The following is a 22,705-nucleotide window of genomic DNA, read 5'->3' as shown; positions in this document are numbered from 1 at the left end:
TCCCTGGTTACCTCCCGTCAGGCCTCCATACTGGACTCGTGGATCGTGCGGAACTCGCGGCCTTCCTGCGCCGCCGCCGGGAAGAGCTCAGGCCCGAAGACGTCGGCCTGCCCGCGGGCGCGCGCCGGCGGGCACCGGGGCTGCGCCGCGAGGAGGTCGCGTCGCTCGCCGCCATGTCCACCGACTACTACACGCGTCTGGAACAGCAACGCGGTCCGCAGCCGAGCGAACAGATGCTGGCCGCGCTCGCCCGCGCGCTCCGTCTGAGCGACGACGAGCGCGACTACCTGTTCCTGGTCGCCGGTCGCAACGCCCCGTCGCCCCAGGTCACCGGCACGCACGTGGCGCCGGCGCTGCAGCGGGTGCTGGACCGCCTCAACGACACGCCCGCGCTGATCCTGTCCAACCTCGGCGAGATCCTCGTCCAGAACCGGTTCGCCGAAGCGCTGTACGGCGACACGTCCCGCTTCACCGGCATGGCCCGCAGCGGCATCTACCGGTGGTTCTCCGACCCTGCCGAGCGCCTGATCTATCCCGAGCACGACCGCGACCGGCAGAGCCGCGCGCAGGTCGCGAACCTGCGTGCCGCCTACGCCGCGATGGGCCCGAAGTCGCGGGCGGGCGAGCTGGTTCGCGTGCTGCAGAAGGAAAGCGCCGAGTTCGCCGCGATCTGGGACCGGCACGAGGTCGCCAAGCGGTTCGAGGACCACAAGGTGCTCGTGCATCCCCAGCTCGGCGAGATCGAGGTGGACTGCCAGGCGTTGTTCACCGAGGACCAGTCGCAGCTGCTGCTGGTGCTCACCGCCCCGCCGCGCACCGAAGCGTTCGACAAGATCCAGCTGCTCGGCGTGCTGGGCACGGAGAAGTTCGTCAGCCCAGGCGCATGATCGTCTCTTCGATCTCCTCCTTCCGCGCCGGCGCGTAGCCGACGTCAGTCCCGACCTTCTCGAAGCCGGCCTTGGTCAGCACCCGGATCGAGCCCGCGTTGTCGCTCGCCGCCCGCCCGTACAGCGGTCGGACCGTGACCTCCTCCAGCAGCAACGCGAGCGCGCGCCCGGCCACGCCCTGACCCCAGACAGCGCGGTCGATCCAGTACGTGATCTCGGTGTCGCCTTCCATCACGAAGCACGCGATGGTGCCCACGACCCGTCCGTCGCCGACGATCACGCGGTTGGTGACGTCGGTACGTGCCCGCACCTTGCGCCAGTGAGCGTCGAACGCCTCGCGGTCGTCGGGGTCCTCCGCGGTGAACGCGGCCATCCACACGGATTCCGGATCACGCATGAACTCGAACACCGCGTCGAGGTCGTCGTCCTCGATCGGTCGCAGCGTCACATCGCGCATCAACGAGCCAGCCTTTCCGCCAACCACCCCAGTGAGAGCGGGTAACGGTAGTCGATGCCGCCGTGACCCGCGTCGAAAAGCTCGAAGTGCACGCGCTCGTAAGGGATTCCGGCCTCAGCGATCTCCTTCCGGAACGCTTCGGCACCGAGATCGAGGAAGTACTCGTCGCTGCGTCCCGCGTCGATCCACACCGCACGCAGCGAGCGGATCGCCTCGGCGTGACCGGGCACCATCCGCACCGGGTCCCAGTCGAGCCAGCGCTGCCACACCTCCGGCCGCAGCACGCCGGTCACCGGGTCGAACGGCAGCTCCGGCGTGCCGTCGCCGGCCGCGGAGAAGCACGCCGCGACACCGAGCGTGGCGAGCAGGTTCATGTCCTCCGGTTTGGTGAAGGAGGGACGGCTCTGGAAGTCCGCCCACCACTTCTGGATGTCGTGGTCGTAGCTGCGTAAAGCACGCACGGCCTTGCCGAAGTCCGGCACGTAGCAGAGCTCGTAGAGCGCGTCGCCCGCGTGTGTGGCCAACGCGCCGAACAGGTCTGGCCGCAGCATCGGCGTGATCATGGCGCCGAACCCGCCGGACGACTTGCCCATGATCGCCCGCGACTCCCGGTCCGGGATCGTGCGGTAGTGCTCGTCCACCCACGGCACGATCTCGTCGCACAGATACGAGTGGTAGCGGCCGGTGCCGGGGGAGTCGACGAACTGCGAGCCGCCGTACGCGGTCCACGCGTCCACGTAAACGACGACACAGCCCGGTTTCCCCCCGGCGAACACCGCGTCGGCCGTCTCCACGAACGGCTGGCGGAACGGCATCCGGTTGGCCCACATGCCGAGATGGCCGGTGTAGCCCTGGATGACGTACACCGTCGGGAACAACTCGTCGGTGTCGTCGTAGCCCGGCGGCACGTACACCCACAACGGCCGCTCGTGCGGATCGCCGAGCGGGTTGCCGCGCAGCAGTTCGGACACGACGGTGTGCCGGTCGAGCCGGCCTGCGAGTTCGCCTTCCCAGGGGAGCATGCAGCCAGTCAACCACAGTGGACCGACCGGTCCAGAAAATCTAAAATGGGCGACATGGCACTGACGGCAAAGGGCCGCGCGACGAGGCAGCGCATCATCGAGGGCGCGGCGGCGTACCTGCGCGGCGACGACCCGGCGGGCGTGACGCTGGACGACATCCGCGCGATCACCGGCACCAGCAAGGGCCAGATCTTCCACTACTTCCCGGACGGCAAGGAAGAGCTCTTCCTGGCGGTCGCCCGGCACGAGGCCCGCCGCGTGCTCGAGGACCAGCGGCCGCACCTGGGCGCGCTGACCTCGTGGCCGGCCTGGCAACGCTGGCGCGACTCGGTGGTGGCCCGATACCGCGCGCAGGGCCGTTCGTGCCCGATGGGCGCGCTGCTGAGCCAGGTCGGCAGCACACCGGGCGCGGCCGAAGTGGTCAGCACGCTGGTCGCGCAGTGGCAGTTCGAGATCGCCGAAGGCATCCACGACATGCAGGCGGCCGGGCTGGTGCGGCCGGCCGTCGACGCCGAACGGGTGGCGGCGGCGTTCATCGCGGGCATCCAGGGCGGGGTCCAGGTGCTCAGGACGACCGGCAGCATCGAGCACCTGGAGGCCGCCCTGGACACCCTCATCGACCATCTCCGCGGCTGAACTTCTGGACTTGCCGGTCCAAAAAAGTCTGCCTAATTTCGAGGGCATGGCACAACGACTGCAGGGCAGGACCGCCCTCATCACCGGCTCCACCAGCAACATCGGCCGCGCGATCGCCGTCGCTCTCGCAGCAGAAGGCGCACACGTCGTGGTCTCCGGCCGCGACGACGTCCGCGGCGCCGCCGTCGTCGACCAGATTCGTCTCGACGGCGGACGGGCCGACTTCGTCCGCGCCGACCTCGACGGCACGGCTGCCGCGAGCCATGCCCTGGCTGCCGCGACGACGGCTTTGCTCGGCCGCGTCGACATCCTCGTGAACAACGCGGGCATCTACCCGCCGGCGAACACCCCGGGCACCGACGAGGAGACGTTCGACCGCGTCTACGGCGTGAACGTGAAGGCACCTTTCTTCCTCACCCAGGCTCTCGTCCCAGCGATGATCAGCGCCGGAAGCGGCGTGGTCATCAACCTCGGCTCCTGGATCGCGCGCCTCGCCGTGCCGACCGCTGCCCTCTACAGCTCGACGAAGGGCGCGATGGAGACCCTCACCCGTGCGTGGGCGGCGGAGTTCGGACCTCAGGGCGTGCGGGTCAACGCGATCTCGCCCGGTGTCATCGTCTCGCCCGACTGGGACGCCACGACCGACCATCCTGGCGAGGTGATGATGCAGGGCACTCCGGCCGGGCGGTCCGGGCACCCTGACGCGATCGCGGCCGCCGCGGTCTACCTGGCCTCGGACGATGCGGCGTTCGTGCACGGCACGGTGCTGGACGTGGACGGCGGTCGGACCGGGGTAGCGGTCGTCGCCGTGTGACCTGGCTCACTTGTCGGCCTGGTTTCTGTGACCTGAGGTGAGACTGCCCGGTCTCCCATGACGTACGGAAATCGTCGACAGTGAGGGTGTTGGTCGTGACGGAGTGGCTGGGCCAGCTGGACGCGGAGCAGGTGATCGCCGCGCGCGCCGGTGATCGTGCGGCGCTCGACGCCGTCGTCGAGGCCTCCCTGCCTCTGGTCTACAACATCGCCGGCAGAGCCCTGTCCGCGGACACCGATGTCGACGACGTCGTGCAGGAAACCATGTTTCGCGTCATCCGGGGCATCGACGCGCTGCGCGAGCCGGAGAGGTTTCGGTCGTGGCTGGTGGCGGTGACGATCAACCAGGTCCGCGAGCACTACCGTCGCCGCGACCTGGCGCCCGCGCCGTTGGAGGAGTACGACCGGGCGGATCCGGGCGCGGAGTTCGTCGAGGTGGCGTTGTCCCGGCTGCACTTCGCCCAGCAGCGGCGGGAGGTCGACGAGGCCGCGCGCTGGCTCGACCCGGTCGATCGCGAACTGCTGGCGTTGTGGACGTTGGAGCGGGTCGGGCAGTTGACTCGCGCCGAGGTGACCGATGCGCTCGACCTCGGCGCGCACGCGGTCACCGTGCGGCTCAGCCGGTTGAAGGGCCGCCTGGAGACCGTCAGGCAGCTCGTGCGGGCGTTGGCCGCCGAGCCGCGGTGTTCTGGGTTGGTGCAGGCGGCGCAGGGGTGGTCGGGGCAGCCGAGCCCGTTGTGGCGCAAGCGGCTGTTGCGGCACGTCGACGAGTGCGGGCGGTGCCGGCGCGGGGTGGCGGACGCGATGCCGGTCGAGCGGATCCTGACCGGGGCGGCGCTGCTCACCGTGCCGGCGAGCTACCTGCCGCAGTTGTTGGAGAACTTGCGGAATCCGGCACTTGAACCCGCCGCACATCTCGACGGGCCTGTCTCTCACCTCGCGGAGTCCGGATTACTCGGCAAATTAACCGGGTTCGCCTCCACCAAACCGGTTCTCGCGGTGGCGGGCGCGGCGACCGTCTGCGCCCTGGTCGGAGTAGTGGGGACCGTCGTGCTCTTCCCGTCCGACCCACCGGCCGCGGTGGCGATCCCGAACACCCCGCCACCCACGGCCATCACCACGTCCATCGCAGAAACCAGCACAAGCGCACCCACAACGACGACCACCACGACCACCCAGACCCCGGAGCCCGTTCGCGTTGCCACGCCTGAAGAACGCGTACTGAATCTGATCAACCAGACCAGGGCTGCGGAAGGCCTGCCCGCGCTGAAGGTGGACCCGGCACTGGTCACAGCGGCCGAACGCCATACAAAAGCGATGATGAGCAACGGTTGTGGACTGTCGCATCGGTGCGCCGGCGAGAGCGGGCTGGGGGAGCGCAGCACCGCGACCGGCGTCAGGTGGAGCACCGTCGGCGAGAACGTCGGCATGGGCGGTCCGGTCAAGGACGCCGTCGACCCCATCGCCAGAATGGCCCTCGGCCTCACCCAGAGCATGATCGACGAGAAGCCGCCGAACGACGGTCACCGCAAGAACATTCTCAGCAAATCCTTCATCCGCATCGGGATCGTCGTGGTCCGCGACGCCAAGGGAACTGTGTGGATGACCCACGACTTCGCGGGTTGACCGACTCAGGGCTAGAAAAGATCATCCTTTAGGAGTACGCGGGGACGCGACCGCAGTCGGACGCGTGACGATCTGTCCGGAAAGCACTGTCTCTTCCGTGCAGATGCCGTCGACCCTCACCCGCAAGCCGGTCACCGAGACCCCGGACGTCCTGCGCTGGACCGGTTTCGGTGGCGCGGCGCTGCTCACCGCGGGGGCGTGGGCCACGAGAGCGGTGCCGGTCGCGCTCTCCGCGGCCATCGCGGGCGCCGGGCTGGTCGTCCTGGCGTGGGCGCTGCTTGGACGCACACCGCAGGACCCGCAGTGGTTGCGCCGGACCTTGGCCTGGTGGTGCGCGCCGCTGCTGGTGGCGCCGCCGTTGTTCAGCGCCGACGTGTTCAGCTACCTCGCCCAGGGCGAGGTAGCGGCACGCGGCCTCGACCCCAACGTCGTCAGCCCGGCAAGCGGCGCGAGTGCGGAGGCGATCGAGCGCGTCGGCGTCTACTGGCGCGACACGCCGTCGCCGTACGGGCCGCTGTTCAGCACGGCCGAGCGGGCGATCGCCGAGGTCACCGGCGGTGATCCGGTCGCGGGCATCCTGCTGTACCGGCTGGTCGCGGTGCTGGGCCTGCTGCTGGTCGTGTGGGCGGTGCCGCGGCTGACCAAGGACCCGAGCAGGGCGTTTTGGCTCGGCGTGCTGAACCCGTTGGTGCTGTGGCACCTCGTCGGCGGCGTGCACAACGACGCGTTGATGCTCGGCCTCATGCTGTCCGGCACGGTCGTCGCGTTGCACGCACTGCCCGAATCCAGGTGGTGGCAGTTCACGGCCGGTGTCGTGCTCATCGGACTCGGCGCGCAGGTCAAGTTGCCTGCGCTCATCGCGCTGGCGGTGGTCGGGACGGCCCTGGCGAAAAAACTCGGCGGAGGCTGGGTCCGGTTCGTGCTCGCGGGCCTGAGCATGGTCGCGGCCGCCGTTGGAGTGTCGGTCCTGACGTCCGCCGGCGGGTCCGGGTTCGGCTGGGTGCAGGCGCTCGGGACGCCGTCGAAGGTCAACTCCTGGATGGCGCCGACCAACTGGCCCGGCTATCTGGTGGGTGCGGTGTTCGGTCCGGAAACGGGCCAAGCGATGATCTCCTCGGCACGGATCGCGGGGTTCGTGCTGATCCTGTGCGGGATCGCGGTGGTGCTGCGGCACCAGCTGCGGGGCGGGGTCTCCGAGGTGACGGCGCTGGGAATGATGATGAGCCTGATCGTGGTGCTGGGCCCGGTGATCCAGCCGTGGTACCTGCTGTGGGCCGTGCTGCCGTTGGCCGCCTGCCTGCCGGTGGGTCCGTGGCGGACCAGGATTGCCGTGCTCGTCGGCGTGTTCGCCCTGCTGGTGCCGCCGCTCGCGGGCAACTTCACCGGCCGCGTGCCCGAACTGATCACTGCCTACGCGCTCGGCATCGCGGCCGTGGGTGGCGCCTTCTTCGTCCTGCGCCGGGTGCCCGTTGCTGTCCAAAGCTGACTTCGCCCGCTACGGCGCGGCCGCACTGGCCGGTGGCGGGCTGGCCCTGAGCTTCCCGCCGCGCACGCTCTGGTGGCTCGCGGTCCCGGCGTTCGCCGCGTTGTGGCTGACCCTCAAGCACGTCAGTGCTCGCCGCGCGGCCGGGCTGGGCCTGGTGTTCGGGCTGGCGTTCTTCCTGCCGCACCTGCTGTGGATCGAGCACTTCCTCGGCGACGACTTCGGTCCGTGGCCGTGGCTGGTGCTGTCGTTGCTCATGGCGCTGTTCGTCTCGGCTGCCTGTGCGTTGATGCCGTTGGTCTCCCGGATGCCCGCGCCGCCGGTGTGGGCGGCGCTGCTGTTCGTGCTGCAGGAGACCGCGCGCGGCCTGATCCCGTTCAACGGCTTCCCGTGGGGCCGCGTGGCGTTCGGCCAGGTGGACGGCCCGTTCGGGCAGCTGGCCGTGCTCGGCGGCGCCCCGCTGGTGACGTTCGCGGTGGTCGTGATGGGCTTCGGCCTGGCCCACTGGCTGCCGAAGATCAGGGCCGCCTGGGCGGTGCTGCCGTTCGCCGCGGCGCTCGCCGTCGGCCCGCTCGTGGCGGTCGACGCGCAGAACGGCCAGCGCACCATCGCGGTCGTCCAGGGCAACGCACCCGACATCGGCCTCGGCCTGCTCACCGCCCAGGACACGTTGCGCGCCAACCACCTGCGCAAAACCGCGGAGCTGACGTCGAAGATCGACAGTGGTGAGCTACCCAAGCCGGACCTGGTGGTGTGGCCGGAAAGCGCGACCAGGACCCGGAACAGCGACCCGGTGATCGACCGCACTGTCGACGAGCTGGGCGCGCCGATGCTGGTCAGCGCCCTGCGGAACAACGAGAACTCGGTCATCGCCTGGAATCCTGGCACCGGACCGGGGGACTCGTACGCGAAGCAGGAACTCGTCCCGTTCGCGGAGCACATCCCGCTGCGCCCGCTCGCCCGCCTCTTCACACCGTTCGCCGACCAGGGCGACCTGCGGGCCGGCAGCGAACCCGGCGTCCTGAACGTCGCCGGCACCCGCGTCGGCGTCGGCATCTGTTACGAGGTCGCCTACGACTACGTGCTGCGGGAGAGCGCGGCCGCCGGCGCCCAGGTCCTCGTCGTGCCGACCAACAACGCCTGGTACGGCCGCGGCGAGATGACCTACCAGCAGCTCGCCATGGCCCGCCTGCGCGCCATCGAACACGGCCGTGCCGTCGTGGTCGCGGCGATCAGCGGCGTCAGCGCGGTGGTGCGCCCGGACGGCAGCGTCGTGCAGTCCACCGGCATGTACACCGACGCGCTGATGGTGGACTCCGTGCCGTTGCGCTCAGACCTCACGTTCGCCACGAGATTCGGCGAGGCGATCCACCTGCTGTTCACCGTCGCCGCGTTCGGTGCCTGCGTGGCCGCGCTCTGGTTGCGTCGCCGCGTCGTTGCCGACCAGGGCTAGCGCGAAATCGGTAGTCCGTCTCGACTGGACCGGTGCCGAGGGAGCGCTTCCACGCTTCTGCGATCATGTTGCGCCATGGATCGCTACGAACAGTTCCGCAGTGCGGCAATCGATCGAGGCATGCCCGAAGACGAGGTCGGCAGGTTCGCCGAGCACCTCCGGTTCGCGGTCTGGGCGTGGCCCGGCAAGGACGGGGAGGAAGCCGTCGGCCACATGGGCGGTCTTCCCCGCTTACCGGTGGGCGTGCAGTGGCCGGGTGGCGAGTCCCCGTTGCCGTTCATCGGTTCCGTCGACTGCGCGGCCTTGCCGCGGGCCGAGGGGCTCGGTCTGCCGGCGGACGGATCGCTGTTGTTCTTCCTGCACCACGAGGAGGACATGGACGAACATCCCTCTCCCGCCTACTCGCGGGTCCTGTACGTTCCCGCAGGCACGGAGACGGAGGTCGCGGCACCGCCGCCCGACCACGACTCCAGGACGTTCTTCTGCGAGGACATTGCGTTCCTCATCCCCGAACAACGGATCACCGCACGGGTGCGGCCGGAACTGCCGGACTGGATCGAGGACCGCGACGCCCGGTTCGAGGCGGGCAACGTGAAGCAGTTGTGCGAGATCGTCGGCGAGCTCTGGCCGGAGACCGACGACCGCTACCGCAGCACGCTCCAGATCGGCGGGTACTGCCGCAACGTCGGCAGTTCGGACGACCCGCACTCGCAGATGTCCTTCGACAGCGTCCAGAAGCGGGCAGCGGGCTCGGACCTGTCGATCGACGAGCGACGACGCCTGCAGGACGAGGAGAAGCACCAGCTGGTCCGGGAATGGCTGCCGCTCGCCCAGTTCCCCACGCAGAGCGAGGTCTACTACGGGTGCTTCCTGCTCCGCGCCGAAGACCTGGCCGCTGAGCGCTTCGACCAGATGCGCTCCTACACGATGTTCACCGAGTAGGTCCGGCCGGCTGGATCTGGCTAGGCGCGTCGCGTGTACCGGTGTTTCACGCCGACCGGGAAGTACTCGGGATCGCCGGCGGGCCGCAGCACGACCTCGGGCAGCTGCCGTTCCGCCGGGACGTAGTGCGCGAACTCGCTGTTGAGCCGCACCAGCTGGGACCGCACGGACTCCGCGATGGCCTGGGCGTCCGCGGTCCGGCCGGGCGCGGTCTCGACGGTGATCCGCAACGTCCGGTCGCGGTCGGCGTCCTCGACCGACTCGATCACGAACTTCCCGGTCACCGTGTCGCTGATACCGGGCTCCTCCAGCCCGACCGTCACGTTCTCCGGGTACACGTTCGCACCGAAGAACGACACCGTGAACAACGACCGCCCGAACAAGTACACGAACGGCAGCGATGGGCCCGGCGGGGGAGTGAAGCCGTGCTGAGCGCAGTACGCCAGCAGCTCGTCGTACCCGAAGATCCCGCCCTCATCGGCGATCCGGTAGCGGATCAGCGGAATCCCGCCGTCCGCGGTGAACACCAGCGTCCTGTCGCGCACCTCGAAGAACCGGCTGGCCGGGTCGTACTGCACGAGCGTGGGCAGCCGCGAGTCGCCGAACACCTCGCGCGCCAGGTCGGGCCGCAGCGCGAAGAACCGCCGAATGCCCACCGACACGGCGGTCTCGTTGCCCAGCACGCCGGAGTCCGCGGTGCCGTACAGGGATGCGATGTCGCGCAACGGATCCGCGATGCCCGCCCGTTGCGCCACCAGATCGCGCCACTGCTCGCTGAACACTTCACCGGCCAGCACGAGCTTGATCTCGTACGCCGCCCAGTCCCCGTGCGTGTCGATGACGTCCTTCAGGAACGGGGGATACCCGAGCAGCACGACCTGCTTGAAGTGCGGTGCCAGCTCCGGCAGCACCCGCAGGATCTCGGCCTTGTTGTTGCCCGGCGCCACCACGGTGATCGGACACCCCTTGGCCGCCAGGTGCCGCACGCACGCCTGCGTGAACAGCCCGCCGACCCAGGTGCCCAGCGGAAAGCACACCACGGCGAGCGTGGCCCGTTCGTCCGCCCGGAACCCGTCCACCAGCACCTGCTCGAACCTGCGGGCGACGTGCAGCTCGTCTTCCAGGCTGCGCGGCCAGATCGTCGGCTTGCCGCTCGACCCGGACGACACCGCGATCATGTCGCAGCCGGTCAGCGAACCGTCCCGGCACAGCTCCGGCAACGGGTACCGCTCGTGGTAGCTCGGCTTGTCCAGCAGTGGCAGCCGCTGGAAGTCGTCGAACGTCCTGATGCTCGCCGGGTCGATCCCGTGCTCCCGCAACAGCTTCTGGTACGCGGGCACGGTCGCGGCGGTGTGCTGGAACAGGTCGAGCACCCAGCTCGCGGACCGCTGCGGGGTGGGGGCGAAGAAGTCGTCGAACGCCTGGCGCACGCGGATCTGCCGACTGCCGTCCATCAGCCGAGCCTAGCGAGTCCGCCGAACGATTATCTCTATAACTTCAGTGTTGACTAAACTCACTCGTTCCGCGTCGAAACCACGATGCGGCAAGGAACAGCTCGTTAGGCTCGCGGAAGTGCGCATCCTCTTCTCGTGCCGCCCCGCCTACGGCCACCTGTTCCCGTTGGTCCCGCTCGCCAGGGCAGCGCAGGACGCCGGCCACGAAGTCGTGTTCGCGACCGGTCCGAGCTTCCTGGACAAGGTGCGCGAGCTGGGATTCGCAGCGCACGCGGCGGGCATCTCGGTCGGCGAAGCCGAGACCGAGGCGCGCAAACGGCACCCGGACGCCGAGATCGTCACCCTCCTGATCACCATGTTCGGCGACCTGCTGCCGAGGGCGACGCTCGCGGACCTCCAACCGCTGCTGCCGCGGCTCCGGCCGGACCTGGTCGTCTACGAGCAGAGCGACGTCGGCGCAGCCAAGGCCGCGCGGGAGGCCGGGATCCCGTTCGTGTCGCACGTGATCGGCCGGTCGATGCCGGCCGCGATCCTGGAGGTGGCCGCTCCGGCGATGGCGTGGCTGTGGGACGGTGCGCCGCCCGCCGACCTGATGCTGGGCGACACCGTCATCGACATCTGGCCGGACGCCGTGCGCGACCCGGAGGTCGCGAAGCTGCCAGGGGTGCTCCGGCAGCGGCCGGTGCCGTTCGACCTGGACGTGCCCATGCCCTCGTTCAGCGACGGGAAGCCGCTGGTCCACCTGACGCTCGGCACGGTGTCGTTCGGTGCGACGGAGGTGCTGCGGGCGGCGGTCGACGGGCTCGCGCGGCTGCCGGTCGACGTGCTGGTGGCGGTCGGGCCCGGCGACCCCGCGCTGCTCGGCGAGGTGCCGGGCAACGTGCACGTGGCGGGGTTCGTGCCGCAGGCGAAGGTCCTGGAACGCGCAGCCCTCGTGGTGCACCACGGCGGATCGGGCACGGTGCTCGGGGCGCTGGCGGCTGGGCTGCCGCAGCTGGTGCTGCCACAGGGCGCCGACCAGTTCGTCAACGCCGACGTGCTGGCCGAGAAGGGCGCGGGCGAGAAGCTGGTCGGGCCGGAGATCACCGCGGACGCCGTCGCCGAGGCGGCGGGCCGGCTGCTGGACGATCCGGCCGCGCGGGAGGTGGCGGGCAGGATCGCCGAGGAGATCGCCGGGATGCCCGCCCCGGTTCAGGTCGTCGAGCGGCTGGAAGGGCTCATCTGACGCGGTTTCACGTCCGCCTGCACTTCGAGGTGGTCAGGTAGTGACGCCCGGTAGATCGGCATGGCCGCGGCGGTCGTGACGATCGCGACGGCGACGAGGATCGCGAACATCTCCGGGGTGACCAGCTCGTACGCGAGGCCGATGTTGATGAAGATCAGGATCATCAGGCCGCGCGCGTTCATCAGGCCGCCGACGGCCGAGGCGTAGCGCCAGGAGTAGCCTTGGGCGCGCACGACCAGGCCGCAGCCGAGGTACTTGCCCGCGAACGCGGCCAGCATGATCACGGCGAGCGGGAGCCACAGCCCTCCGCCCGCGCCGAAGCCGGAGACCTGGGTGTTGAGGCCGCTGAAGGCGAAGAACACCGGTAGCAGCAGGATCGAATTGAGGTCGGTGAGCTTGGTGTCGAGCTCGTGCCGCACGACCGGCGACTTGGGCATCGCGAGGCCGGTGATGAAGCCGCCGAAGACCGAGAACACGCCGATGTAGTCGGTGTACCAGCCGGCGAGCAGCACGACGAGCAAGATGCTCGCCATCATGTCCCGGCTGAGCTTGCCGTCGCGTTCGGCGCGTTCGCCGAGCTTGGCGAGCCACTTGCGGCCGACGGTGAGCATCAGGCCCGCGAAGATCGCCGCGCCGATGATCGTGCGCAGTGCGCCTGCCGGGCTGCCGGACGTGCCGACCGCGATGATCAGGGCGAGGAAGCCCCACGCCACCGCGTCGTCGATCGCCGCGGCCACCAGGGTCAGGCCGCCGATCGGGGTGTTGGCGATGCCGCGTTCCTGCAGGATCCGGGCGAGCATGGGGAACGCGGTGATCGACAGGGCGCCGCCGACGAACAGCATGAACACCCACAGGCTGGAGCCCGCCGGGCTGAGTGTGTCGAAGAAGATCACGGCGGTGCCGGCACCGAGCAGGAACGTCGGCACGATGCCGGACACGGCGAGCACGGAAGCCTTGCGCGCGTTGGCGCCGGAGGTCAGGCCGTGGTCCAAAGAGGACCCGACGAGGAACATGTAGAACGTCAGGCCGATCGTGCTCAGCACGTACAGGGTGCTCTTGACGTCGGCGGGGAAGAGCTGGGCCTGGACGCCGGGTGCGACGGCGCCGAGCAGCGCCGGTCCGAGCAGGACGCCGGCGACCATCTCGCCGACCACTCTGGGCTGGCGGATCAGCATGGCGAGCCGCCCGCAGACGGTGGTCGCGACGAGCACCACCGCGAGTGCGGCGAAGACCTGCAGCGCGAAGTGGATCTGGTTCACGGGATCTCCTGAGGTTGGTGCGTCTCGAAGTAGCGGCCCGCGAGCCGCAGCCGGTGGGCGTGCAGCACCATCGCGGTGCCGAGCACGAGCTGGACGACGCTGCGCCACACGTCCTCCCAGCGATCCAGTACGCGCATCAGCCACAACCGCAGACGTGGTGTGGAACCGTCGCGGACGAGCAGGCACGGGCCGCGGCTGGGCAGCGACCGGGTGTGGGCGACGGTGGAGTGCAGCGTGACGCGGCGCAGCACTTCTCTCGTTGCCGCCCGCAGTGCGATGGGGGAGAGGCGCCACGCCGGGCAGGGGCGGTTGGCGGCGACGCCGAACGGGATGTGGTGCTCGTTGCGTGCGTTGGTGTGCTCCCAGCGGCCGGGGTCGAACTCGTGCGGGTTCGCGTACCCGGTCGCGTGGTAGGCCGGGTAGTCGAAGCACAGCACCGAACCGGCCGGGAAGCGTGTGTGCTCGTCCAGTTCGATGTCCGCGGTGGTGATGCGGTGGGCGATGCCGAACAACGGGTAGAGCCGGAACGTCTCGTCCAGCACGTGCGCGAAGTACCTGTCGTCGTCGATCCGTTGCGCCACTTGGGGATGCTGGGCCAACGCGAGCAGCAGGTGCGCCATCGCCTCGGACATCTGCACCACGGCGGTGTTGAAGTAGGTGCCCTGCAGGTAGTGCACCTGTTCGGTCCTGGTCAACGTCTCCGGCAACGGATGCCGGACGTCGGCGAGCCGGGTCTCCAGGTAGCGGGTGAGGCGGGCGCGCCGGGCGGGATGGCGAAACCCCGTGCACTTCAACGAGGTCACGACGTCGTCGGCGTGCCCGACGATCAGGTCACGGGCCGCACGTGGGCACGGTTCGCCGAACACCAGCTCGTAGCAGTACTCGGCCCACACGGGCATCATCAGGTCGCGCAGCCGGACGTGCGTGACCGGCTTGGTGATCACCTCGTCCAGCACTTTCGCGGTGCAGCGGGCCGCGGCGGCGGACAGCGCGTCAGCAGGCCCGGCGAGGAAGGTGCGCGTCACCTGAGCCACGTCGTCGTAGCGCGGCCCGGCCTCCAGGTGTTCCTGGTGCACCTCGGGGCCGGGGGAGAGCCAGTACCAGAACAGGTCCGACAGCCCGGCGCCCTTGCTGCGGCCGTTCGCGGCGGGGTGGCCGTAGAGCTCCTGGAACCGGTCGGGGCCGACCACGGCGTTGGGGAACGTGATCGCGTTGTCGCCGTTGACCTTCTCGAACACCTTGACGCGCAAGGCGATCACCAGCCGGCTCAGCACCTGGCCACCACCATGTCGCGGCTGAGCTCCCCACCGCACATCGCCAGCACGTGCTCGAACTCGTCCCGCAGCACGTCCAGCACCCGGCGCACCCCGGCCTCACCGTCCGCGGCGAGCCCCCACAGCACCGGCCTGCCGATGCCGACGGCCGATGCTCCCTGCGCGACCGCCAGTGCGATGTCGCCGCCACTTCGGACACCGCCGTCCAGCACCACCGGGAGCCGCCCGGCGACCGCGTCGACCACGGCGGGCAACGCGTCCACGGCGGCGGGCACGAGGTCGAGCTGACGGCCGCCGTGGTTGGACACGAAGATCCCCGCCACGCCGTGCCCGACCGCGAGCCGCGCGTCGGCCGGGTGCAGAATCCCCTTGAGCCACACCGGAAGCGATGTCAGCTCACGCAGGTGTTCGATGTTCTCCCAGGTGAACGCCGACATCTCGATCTTCCTGAGTCCGGGAAAGCCGGGCAGGTTCCGCATGTTCTCCGCGGCCAGTCCGGCGGGCAGGTCGTGGAAACCGTGCTCGACGTCGCGCCGGTGCCGGCCGAAGACAGGGGAGTCGACCGTGATCACCAGTGCGGCGCAACCGGCCTGCTCGGCCCGGCGCACCAACGCTTCCGTGACCTCGAAGTCCGGCTGCATGTACAGCTGGAACCACACCGGGCCGGTGGCGGCTTCGACGATGTCGGCGATCGGCACCGTCGACGCCATGCTGGACACCAGCACGGTGCCCGCCAGCGCCCGCGCCGTCGCCAGCTCACCGTCGGGGTGAGCGAGCTTGTGGAACGCGGTCGGCGAGATCAGCACGGGAAAGTCCGCGCGGACCTGCTTGCCCCGCAACACTCTCGGCAGCAACGCGAGCCGCCGGAACGCGGCCTCGTTCGCCGCGAGCACGACCTCGTCCCCGACCCCGCCCGCGTAGAAGTCGTAGTGGACGGGGTCGAGCGCCGCGCGTGCCTTCTCGTGCAGCTCCGCGAGCACGGGGTTCACCGGAGGTACTCCCGCAAGGGCGCCTTGTGCACCCTCTCGCTGTCCCACTCGTTCTCGAGGTTCTCGGTGAGGTGGTGCTCGTCGACCAGCTCACCGCCGCGAAACCGGCGGACCACCGGGTGCAGGTAGCGGCCGTCGAGCCCACTGGTGTCCTCCTGCGACGTGCGACCGGCGGTGATGTCGAACGGGTTGACCTTGTCGTGGTCCGCGCCGTACTCCAGCGTCACCGTCAGGTACTCCTCGACGTCCCCGAAGTCGCCGCGTGCCACCGCTTCGTGCAGGTACGCGACCGGCACCTCCTCGACGTAGCGCACGCCGTCCGGGCCGAACAGCACCGCGTCGGCCATGAAGGCGAAGAGCTGCCACAGCGCGGAAGTCCGGTTGACCCGCTCGATGATCGCGTCGGTGACCGCTTCGGGTGCCACGGCGCGGCTCGGCCAGTCCACGCCGTGGTAGCGGTGCTCGTGGATGCGGTGCAGCGCGCGAACCCCGTAGCGGAAGCCGTGGATGAACCCGCTGGTCGACTTCTTGAAGTCCCGCGCCTGCGTGATCGTGCCCGCGAAGAACAGGTCCGGCACGTTCACCGACTCCCACGCCGACGTCTGGTCGGGGAACCGCGCGTTGATCGTGAGCTGCGGCCGGCACTCCGGCGCGAAGATCGAGGCGTCGAACCGGAACCCGGTCGCGAGGATCACCCGGTCGTAGCGGATCTCCTTGACGACCTCGTTGACCCGCTGGAACTTCACCTTGACCAGGTAGTCGTCGCCGTCACGGCGGATGCCCGCGATGTGCCCGTCCAGCACCGCGTTCTGCGACTTGAGCTGGTAGGTGTCGAGGAAGTTGTTGTTCACCGCCCGCAGATGCCCGACGAAGTGCGTCTGCCACGCGAGCTTCAGCGAACCGGGCCCGGCGACGTGGATGACCGACGCGGTCTCGACGAGTGCGTCGGCGGTCTCGAACGCCGAGTTGCCGCGCCCGATGATCAGCACCTTCTGGTTCACGAAGTTCTGCGGATCAACCGAAACGTCGTAGTACAGCTCGGCGTGCTCGACGCCTTGGATCTCCGGCACGTTCGGCTTCGAGACGCCGGTCGCCGCGATGATCCGCTTCGCCCGGTACGTGACGCCGTGCTGGTCGCGCACCACGAAGTCGTCCGGCCTGCTGACCGACACGACCCGCGTGCCGTACCGGACCGGCAGGTCGTTCTTGACCGCGAAGTCGCCCAGATACCGGACCATGTCGTCGGCCTGCGGGAAGTAGCGCGGCGTGTAGCCGGTGAACAGCAGCTCGGGATCGTCCGACAGCAACGAGTTCCAGTCGACGCGCAGGTTCAGCTCCGGGTCGTCCCAGCCCGTGTACACCTTGTTGATGGAGATCAGCTGGCGGTGCCGGGGAAAGCGGGTGAAGAACGTGCCCGCCGCCGCACCGGACTCCAGCACCAGGTGGTCGCGCCCGGCCCGCTTGAGCAGGTAGGACGCCTGCAGCCCCGCCGGACCGGCGCCGATCACGAGACACTCGGTCGAAACCTCGCTGGACACGACTCTCTCCTCTACGCGGTCAACAGACGCTTGTCGGGCTTGCCACTGGGGGCGACAGGGGGTTCGTCGATGGCGGTGACCTGCTTCGGGGCGCAGGCCGCGCCCAGTCGTTCGGTCACGAGCTTCTGCAGTTCTTCGAGTTGCGGCACTCGATCTGCTTTGGGGACCACGAACGCGTGCACGGCCTCGCCGGTCTCGTCGTCCGGCACCGCGACCACGTAGGCCTCTGCGACGTCCGGGTGCTCGGCGATGACGTGCTCGATCGGGCCGACGTAATGCAGGTTCGCGTTGACGATCACGACGTCCCTGGCCCGTCCGGTCAGGTGCAGGAACCCGTCGGCGTCGAGGTGGCCGAGGTCGCGGGTGCGCACCCAGCCGTCCACGAACACCTCGGCCGACTCCTGCGGGTTCGCCCAGTACTCGCTCGCCTGTCCTGGCGTGCGGACGAACAGCTCGCCGTCGCGGATCTCCACCTGTGTCGGCGGTTTCCCGACCGTGCCGGGCGGGTCTTGGGGCGTGGCCATCGAGATCATGCCGGTCTCGGTCTGGCCGTAGCCGTGGAACAGCACCGGTCCCAGTACTTCGAGTGCCTCGCGGTGGCGTTCGGTGGTCAGCGGTGAGCCGGAGACCAGCAGCGCTCGCAACGTCGAGAGGTCGGCGGGGGAGTGGCGCTGGGTCGCGACGAGCTTGGCCAGGCCGGGCACGGTGATCACGCGGGCCGTCGCGCGGTGGCGGGTGATCGCGTCGGCCGGGTTGTCGGCTACGACGATCGTGCCGCCTGCGGTGAGGGTGAGGGTGGCGTACTCGAACATCACCTGGCTGGAGAGCGACCCGAACACGAGGTAGCGCTGCAACCTCGATGCCAGCTCCCGGATCGCGGGTGGCCAGGCTTCGGGACGCGCGGCCCAGGCGTTGGTCATCGAGGCGTAGGTCTGGGCGCACGCTTTGGGAGCGCCGGTGCTGCCGCTGGTGTGGATGAGGCGGGCGAAGTCTTCTGGCCTGCCATCACAATGCAGTTCTGACGCACGGCCTCGGGGAATGTCGTCGTCACGAACCACGAGCTTGATGGCGAGGCCCAGCAGGTGTTCGACTTGCGGCTGCGTGAGTCCTGGCCGCACGCCCACCACTCGGGCACCCACCGCGTGGGCCGCGAGGATCGTCGCGAACGCCGCGACGTTCACACCCTGCAGCAACGCCACCCCGTCACCCGGACCGAGACCCTTGGCGCGCAAGCCGTTCGCGATCCGCGCCACCAGGTCGAGCAGTTCGCCGCCGGTCACCACGCGGGTGCCGTGCTCGAACACCGGCCGGTCCGCGGCGGCACCGAGCACGTTGAGCACCGCGCGCGGGAACGGCTCACGCGCCGGCAAGGCATTCCTTCACGAACACGACCAGCGGCTGCTGGTGCACGTCCGGGAAGTCCCAGTGGTTCTCCAGGTTCTCGGCCAGGTGGTGGGTCGCGGTGAGCACGCCGTGCCGGTAGTAGCGCACCACCGGATGCAGGTAGCTCGCCTGCGCCGCGTTGGTCGCGTCGTTCTCGGCGACTCGGGGAATGGTGATGTCGAAGGGATCCACGGTGTCGTGGTCCGGGCCGTACTCCAGCGTCGCGACGAACCGGTGCTCGCCGGGACCGAGGCCGCCGTCCGCGACGTACGCGACCGGCACCTCCTCCTCGTAGCGCGCCTCGCCGCCGTCGACCGTCACGACGTCACCGATGACCGCGAACTGCTGCCACAGACAGGAAGACGTGTTCACGCGTGCGATCAACGCGTCGCTGATGGCCTCGGGGGAGAGCTCCAGCGGTGTGTGCGGCCACGGGACGTCGTGGTTGCGGGCGGTCAGGACGCGGTGCAGCGCGCGGGCGCCGTAGCGGAAGCCGTGGATGAACCCGCTGGTCGACTTCTTGAAGTCGCGGGACTGCGTGATCGTGCCCGCGAAGTACAGGCCGGGCACGTTCACCGACTCGAACGCCGAGGTCAGCTCGGGGAAGCGGTCCTTGATCACCAGAGCGGGGCGGCAGCCGTCGGCGAAGATCGAGGCGTCGAACCGGAACCCGGTGCACGCGATGATCCGGTCGTACTCCAGTTCGCGCAGCTTCTCGACCGTGCGCGCGTAGCGGAACTGGATCCGGAACCCGTTCTCCAGTTGTTCGATGCGTTCGATCGTGCCGTCGATGACCGCGTTCTCGGACTTGAGCTGGTAGGTGTCGAGGAAGTTGTTGTTGACCGCGCGCAGATGCCCGACGAAGTGCGTCTGCCACGCCAGCTTCACCGAGTGCGGTCCGGCGACGTGGATGACGGCCGCGTGCTCCACCAGTGCGTCGGCGGTCTCGAAGCCCGAGTTGCCCTTGCCGATCACGAGCACCCGCTGGTCGGTGAACTCCTGGGGATCGGTGGTGAAGGTGTCGTAGCGCTCGACGTGCTCGATGCCGGGGATGTCCGGCACGTGGAGCTGCGAGACACCGGTGGCCAGCACCAGGTTTCGCGCGTGCCACGTCTGTCCACTGTGGTCGGTGACGACGAACCCGTTGTCGTCGCGTTCGATCCTGGTGACATCGATGTCGTAGTGCACCTTGAGGCCGGCCGCGAAGTCGTGGAGGTACCGGACGATGTCGTCGGCGTCCGGGAAGTACTTCGGGCTGTAGCGGGTGAACAGCAGGTCCGGGTCGTCGGTCAGCAGCGAGTTCCAGTCCATCCGCATGCGCTGCTCCGGGTCGGTGTACCCGGTGTGGACCTTGTTGATGGAGATGAGCTTGCGGTGCCGAGGGAAGCGGGTGAAGAACGTGCCGGCCCCGCTGCCGCGTTCGAGGACGGCGTAGTCACGACCGTCCCGGTCCAGCAGTGCGGCGAGCTGCAAACCGGCCGGTCCCGCGCCGATGATCAGGTAGTCGTGCGCCATGCACGGGGAAGCTACCCACGCGATCTCAGAGTTCTCTGAGATCAGCTGCCTACCGTCCGTGCGATGGATCTCGGTTCACCCTTGACCACCGCGCACCTGCTGCAGGCCGCTTCGCCGTTGCCCGTGCTGGTCCCACCCGCTGTGCTGGACCGGGTGCAGCGAGGCCGCGAGTACCTGCGCAAGGTGCTCGCCGACGACGAACGCCCGGTGTACGGCGCCAAGACCGGATTCGGTGCACTGGTGGGCTTCGCGGGCCGGTCCACCGAGGCTGACCAGTGCGACAACACCCTCGCACACCTCGGCGCGGGCCAAGGCCCCGACCTGCCCCTGGACATCACCCGAGCCGCCCTGCTCGTGCGAACGTGGTCGCTCGCGCAGGGCCTCTCCGGCGTCTCCGCGCACGTCGTGGAGGGACTCGCGGCGATGTTCGCGACCACCTTCGTCCCGGCCGTCCCGCGCTACGGATCCGTTGGGGCGAGCGGAGACCTGATCCCACTCGCCGCCGCGGCACAAGCCCTGCGCGGCCGCGGAAACGCCTACCTCGACGGCGTCCGGATGCCCGCTACCGACGCTTTGCTTCAGGCCGGGTTGACGCCGCTCGACCTGGATGGCCGCGACGCGCTCGCCCTCGTCAACGGCACATCGCTCACCACCGCCGCCGCAGCCCTCGCCCTCTCGTCAGTACGCGCCTCGCACCGCGCCATCGCCGACCTGACCTGTCTGCTCGTGGACATCCTCGGCGCCGACCCCGGCTTCCTCGACCCCCGGCTGATCACGGCGTTCGGCCACGCCGGCACCACCTCCGTTGCCGCGCGGATGCGTGAGTTGCTGGCAGGCACCGGGCCCAGCGGCGAACGCGCTTTGCAGGAGCCGTACAGCATCCGCTGCTCACCCCAGTTGCTGGGCGCGGCCGAGGACGCGTTGCGCTACGTGGACGGCGTGATCGCCGCGGACCTGGCCGGCGTCAGCGACAACCCGCTGTTCTTCCCCGACGACGACCTGGTGGCGCACGGCGGCAACTTCTTCGGCCAGCCCGCCGCGTTCGCCGCCGACATGCTCGCCACGGTCACCGCGTCGCTCGGCAACCTCGCCGAACGGCAGCTGGACCTGCTGGTGGACCCGTCCCGCAACACCGGCCTGCCACCGATGCTCGCCGCCGGACCCGGTCAGCAGCACGGCCTGCAGGGCGTGCAGCTGGCGACCACCGCGTTCGTCGCCGAAATCCGCCGCAACGTGCTGCCCGCCAGCACGCAGAGCCTGTCCACCAACCTGCGCAACCAAGACGTCGTGCCGTTCGGGACGCAAGCCGCCCTGCGCGCCTACGGCCTCGCCGAGTTGTTGCGACTGCTGGTCGGTTCGCTCGCGTTGGGGCTGCGGCAGGCAGTGCACGTGGGCGGGAGGAGGCCGACGGCGCCTCGGTGCGCGGCATTGGTGGACGCGCTCGCGGAGGTCATCGAGCCGGTGGACCCGGACCGGCCGCTCGAAACCGAGGTCCGGCTGGCGGCGGACGTCGTCACGAACAAGCCGACGTGATCCTCTCCCGCAACGGCTGCGCAGCCTGCCCCGCGACCGGCAGCCGCAACGTGAACCGCGCACCCCGCCCCGGATGCCCGACGGCCTCCACCGTCCCACCGTGCCCGGTCACGATCTCCCGCACCAACGCGAGCCCCAGCCCGAACCGCTTCTCCCCGTCCCCGTGCCGGAACCGGTCGAACAACCGCGACGCCTCCACCGCCTCGAACCCGTCCCCGGTGTCCGCCACCACCACCTCGACGTGCCCGGCCACCGACCCGACCCGAACCGAGATCCGCCCACCCTCCGGCGTGTGCCGCACCGCGTTGGCCAGCAGCTCGTCCACCGCCCGCCGCAACGCCGTCTCCACCCCGGCGACCACCAGCGGCCCGCCGGCGGACTCGAGATCCAGCGCGATCCGCCGTTCCGCGGCCCGCTCGCTCTCACCAGCCACCGCCGACGTCGTCACCGCCAGAACATCCACCGGCTGCCCACCCGGCTCCCGGCTCAGCTGCGCCGACAGCAGCAAGTCGTCCACCACGTCCGCCAGCCCGCGAATGGACCGGGTCAGCGCGTCGAGGTCGTCGCGGCGGCTGTCGGGCAGATCCGCGGCGGCCGACAGCAACTGCGCCCGCAGATGGGCCCGCGCGATCGGCGTGCGCAGCTCGTGGCTCGCATCGGTGACGAACCGGCGTTGCCGCGCCAGCGCCTCCGCCAGCGGCCCGACCGTCCGACGGCCGACCATCAGCCCGATCAGCGCCGCCACGAGCAACCCGGCCACCAACGCGACTCCCAGGGCCTGCAACAGATGCCGCCGGTCGGCCAGCAGGTATCGCATGTCGAACACCGACTGCACGACCGTGTCGTTGGCACCGCGCGCGGTGAGCACCATGTACTCGGTGCCGTTGGCGGTGACATCGCGGGAGATCGGAGCACCGGACGAGGAGACCGCGTCCAGGTCAGGCCGCAGTGGGAAACCACCGGGTACCTCCAGCGGGCCGAGATCGACCACGCCGTCCTCCAGCACGAACACCCACGCGCACTTGGGCGCGATGCCCGGCACGCCGAACCGGGCGTTGTACTGCAGCTCGCGCGTCACCTGCGTTTCCTGCGCGTGCACCATGACGACGTACGCGATCGCGCCGACGAACGTCACCATCACGGTGATCGCCAGGCCCACCAGCACGCTCACCCGCAGCCGCGCCCGCCGGACCACCGCGCGTTCCACGTCACCCCA

General features: G+C 69.7%; 19 protein-coding genes. 9 read left to right on the top strand and 10 right to left on the bottom strand.

Translation table 11 applies throughout. From position 1 onward, the window contains the following. The first annotated feature begins 38 nt into the window (after positions 1 to 38). Positions 39 to 887 carry a helix-turn-helix transcriptional regulator gene (locus tag DI276_RS27610; RefSeq protein WP_112268522.1) on the top strand — a complete coding sequence of 283 codons (849 nt, stop codon included), beginning with the start codon at positions 39 to 41 and terminating at the stop codon, positions 885 to 887. Here DI276_RS27610 and DI276_RS27605 read toward each other — a convergent pair. Beyond that, positions 871 to 1,344, bottom strand: coding sequence for a GNAT family N-acetyltransferase (locus DI276_RS27605; RefSeq protein WP_112268520.1), 474 nt, complete (start codon positions 1,342 to 1,344; stop codon positions 871 to 873). The two genes, DI276_RS27610 and DI276_RS27605, sit on opposite strands and share 17 nt — an antisense overlap. Further along, positions 1,344 to 2,366, bottom strand: a complete 1,023-nt coding sequence (locus DI276_RS27600) for an alpha/beta hydrolase (protein ID WP_112268518.1) — start codon at positions 2,364 to 2,366, stop codon at positions 1,344 to 1,346. Before DI276_RS27600 ends, DI276_RS27605 begins: the two co-directional genes overlap by 1 nt. A 54-nt stretch (positions 2,367 to 2,420) precedes the next feature. Here DI276_RS27600 and DI276_RS27595 point away from each other — a divergent pair, with 54 nt between their 5' ends. The 6 genes from DI276_RS27595 (at position 2,421) to DI276_RS27570 (ending at position 9,319) form a co-directional block, all read left to right on the top strand. Further along, complete coding sequence (locus DI276_RS27595) at positions 2,421 to 3,002, top strand: TetR/AcrR family transcriptional regulator (protein WP_112268591.1); 582 nt, start codon at positions 2,421 to 2,423, stop codon at positions 3,000 to 3,002. 46 nt (positions 3,003 to 3,048) lie between these two features. After that, positions 3,049 to 3,816 (top strand): SDR family NAD(P)-dependent oxidoreductase, encoded by a 768-nt coding sequence (locus DI276_RS27590; protein WP_112268516.1) that lies wholly within the window; start codon positions 3,049 to 3,051, stop codon positions 3,814 to 3,816. Positions 3,817 to 3,911: 95 nt separating this feature from the next. Next, positions 3,912 to 5,441, top strand: a complete 1,530-nt coding sequence (locus DI276_RS27585) for a sigma-70 family RNA polymerase sigma factor (RefSeq protein ID WP_198680944.1) — start codon at positions 3,912 to 3,914, stop codon at positions 5,439 to 5,441. Positions 5,442 to 5,544: 103 nt separating this feature from the next. Then, positions 5,545 to 6,927, top strand: coding sequence for a polyprenol phosphomannose-dependent alpha 1,6 mannosyltransferase MptB (gene mptB, locus DI276_RS27580; protein ID WP_112268589.1), 1,383 nt, complete (start codon positions 5,545 to 5,547; stop codon positions 6,925 to 6,927). Next, a complete protein-coding gene (gene lnt, locus DI276_RS27575) occupies positions 6,911 to 8,377 on the top strand; it encodes an apolipoprotein N-acyltransferase (protein ID WP_232836960.1) in 1,467 nt (488 codons plus the stop codon). Before mptB ends, lnt begins: the two co-directional genes overlap by 17 nt. A gap of 75 nt (positions 8,378 to 8,452) precedes the next feature. After that, positions 8,453 to 9,319, top strand: a complete 867-nt coding sequence (locus DI276_RS27570; protein WP_112268510.1) for a DUF1963 domain-containing protein — start codon at positions 8,453 to 8,455, stop codon at positions 9,317 to 9,319. A 20-nt stretch (positions 9,320 to 9,339) separates the two neighbouring features. Here the strand turns inward: DI276_RS27570 and DI276_RS27565 are convergent, their stop codons facing one another. Further along, entirely contained in the window at positions 9,340 to 10,773 is a 1,434-nt protein-coding gene (locus DI276_RS27565; RefSeq protein ID WP_112268509.1) for a phenylacetate--CoA ligase family protein, read from the bottom strand. Between the two features lie 118 nt (positions 10,774 to 10,891). Here DI276_RS27565 and DI276_RS27560 point away from each other — a divergent pair, with 118 nt between their 5' ends. Then, complete coding sequence (locus DI276_RS27560) at positions 10,892 to 11,998, top strand: glycosyltransferase (RefSeq protein WP_112268508.1); 1,107 nt, start codon at positions 10,892 to 10,894, stop codon at positions 11,996 to 11,998. Here DI276_RS27560 and DI276_RS27555 read toward each other — a convergent pair. Genes DI276_RS27555 through DI276_RS27530 form a run of 6 tightly spaced genes read right to left on the bottom strand, consistent with a single transcriptional unit; the run spans position 11,965 to position 19,956 of the window. After that, entirely contained in the window at positions 11,965 to 13,257 is a 1,293-nt protein-coding gene (locus DI276_RS27555) for a cation:proton antiporter domain-containing protein (RefSeq protein WP_112268507.1), read from the bottom strand. The two genes, DI276_RS27560 and DI276_RS27555, sit on opposite strands and share 34 nt — an antisense overlap. Then, on the bottom strand, positions 13,254 to 14,531 hold the full coding sequence (locus DI276_RS27550; protein ID WP_232836959.1) for a cytochrome P450: 1,278 nt from the start codon (positions 14,529 to 14,531) through the stop codon (positions 13,254 to 13,256). The genes DI276_RS27555 and DI276_RS27550 overlap by 4 nt, the downstream gene beginning before the upstream one ends. After that, positions 14,525 to 15,520, bottom strand: coding sequence for an alpha-hydroxy acid oxidase (locus DI276_RS27545; RefSeq protein WP_112268505.1), 996 nt, complete (start codon positions 15,518 to 15,520; stop codon positions 14,525 to 14,527). Before DI276_RS27545 ends, DI276_RS27550 begins: the two co-directional genes overlap by 7 nt. Beyond that, positions 15,517 to 17,058, bottom strand: a complete 1,542-nt coding sequence (locus tag DI276_RS27540) for an NAD(P)-binding domain-containing protein (RefSeq protein WP_112268504.1) — start codon at positions 17,056 to 17,058, stop codon at positions 15,517 to 15,519. The genes DI276_RS27545 and DI276_RS27540 overlap by 4 nt, the downstream gene beginning before the upstream one ends. A gap of 11 nt (positions 17,059 to 17,069) precedes the next feature. Continuing rightward, positions 17,070 to 18,428 carry a class I adenylate-forming enzyme family protein gene (locus DI276_RS27535; protein ID WP_198680942.1) on the bottom strand — a complete coding sequence of 453 codons (1,359 nt, stop codon included), beginning with the start codon at positions 18,426 to 18,428 and terminating at the stop codon, positions 17,070 to 17,072. Beyond that, positions 18,415 to 19,956: an NAD(P)-binding domain-containing protein gene (locus DI276_RS27530; protein ID WP_112268503.1), complete on the bottom strand. Its 1,542-nt coding sequence runs from the start codon at positions 19,954 to 19,956 to the stop codon at positions 18,415 to 18,417. The genes DI276_RS27535 and DI276_RS27530 overlap by 14 nt, the downstream gene beginning before the upstream one ends. Positions 19,957 to 20,019: 63 nt before the next feature. On the opposite strand from DI276_RS27530, the gene DI276_RS27525 reads away from it, so the two are divergent. Further along, positions 20,020 to 21,489, top strand: coding sequence for an aromatic amino acid ammonia-lyase (locus DI276_RS27525; protein WP_112268502.1), 1,470 nt, complete (start codon positions 20,020 to 20,022; stop codon positions 21,487 to 21,489). Here DI276_RS27525 and DI276_RS27520 read toward each other — a convergent pair. Continuing rightward, a complete protein-coding gene (locus DI276_RS27520) occupies positions 21,470 to 22,696 on the bottom strand; it encodes a sensor histidine kinase (RefSeq protein WP_198680941.1) in 1,227 nt (408 codons plus the stop codon). The two genes, DI276_RS27525 and DI276_RS27520, sit on opposite strands and share 20 nt — an antisense overlap. Positions 22,697 to 22,705: the final 9 nt, after the last annotated feature.

The sequence above is a fragment of the Lentzea terrae genome (assembly GCF_003265345.1).
Lineage (GTDB): Bacteria > Actinomycetota > Actinomycetes > Mycobacteriales > Pseudonocardiaceae > Lentzea > Lentzea terrae.
This window is presented reverse-complemented; position numbering and strand designations above follow the sequence as displayed.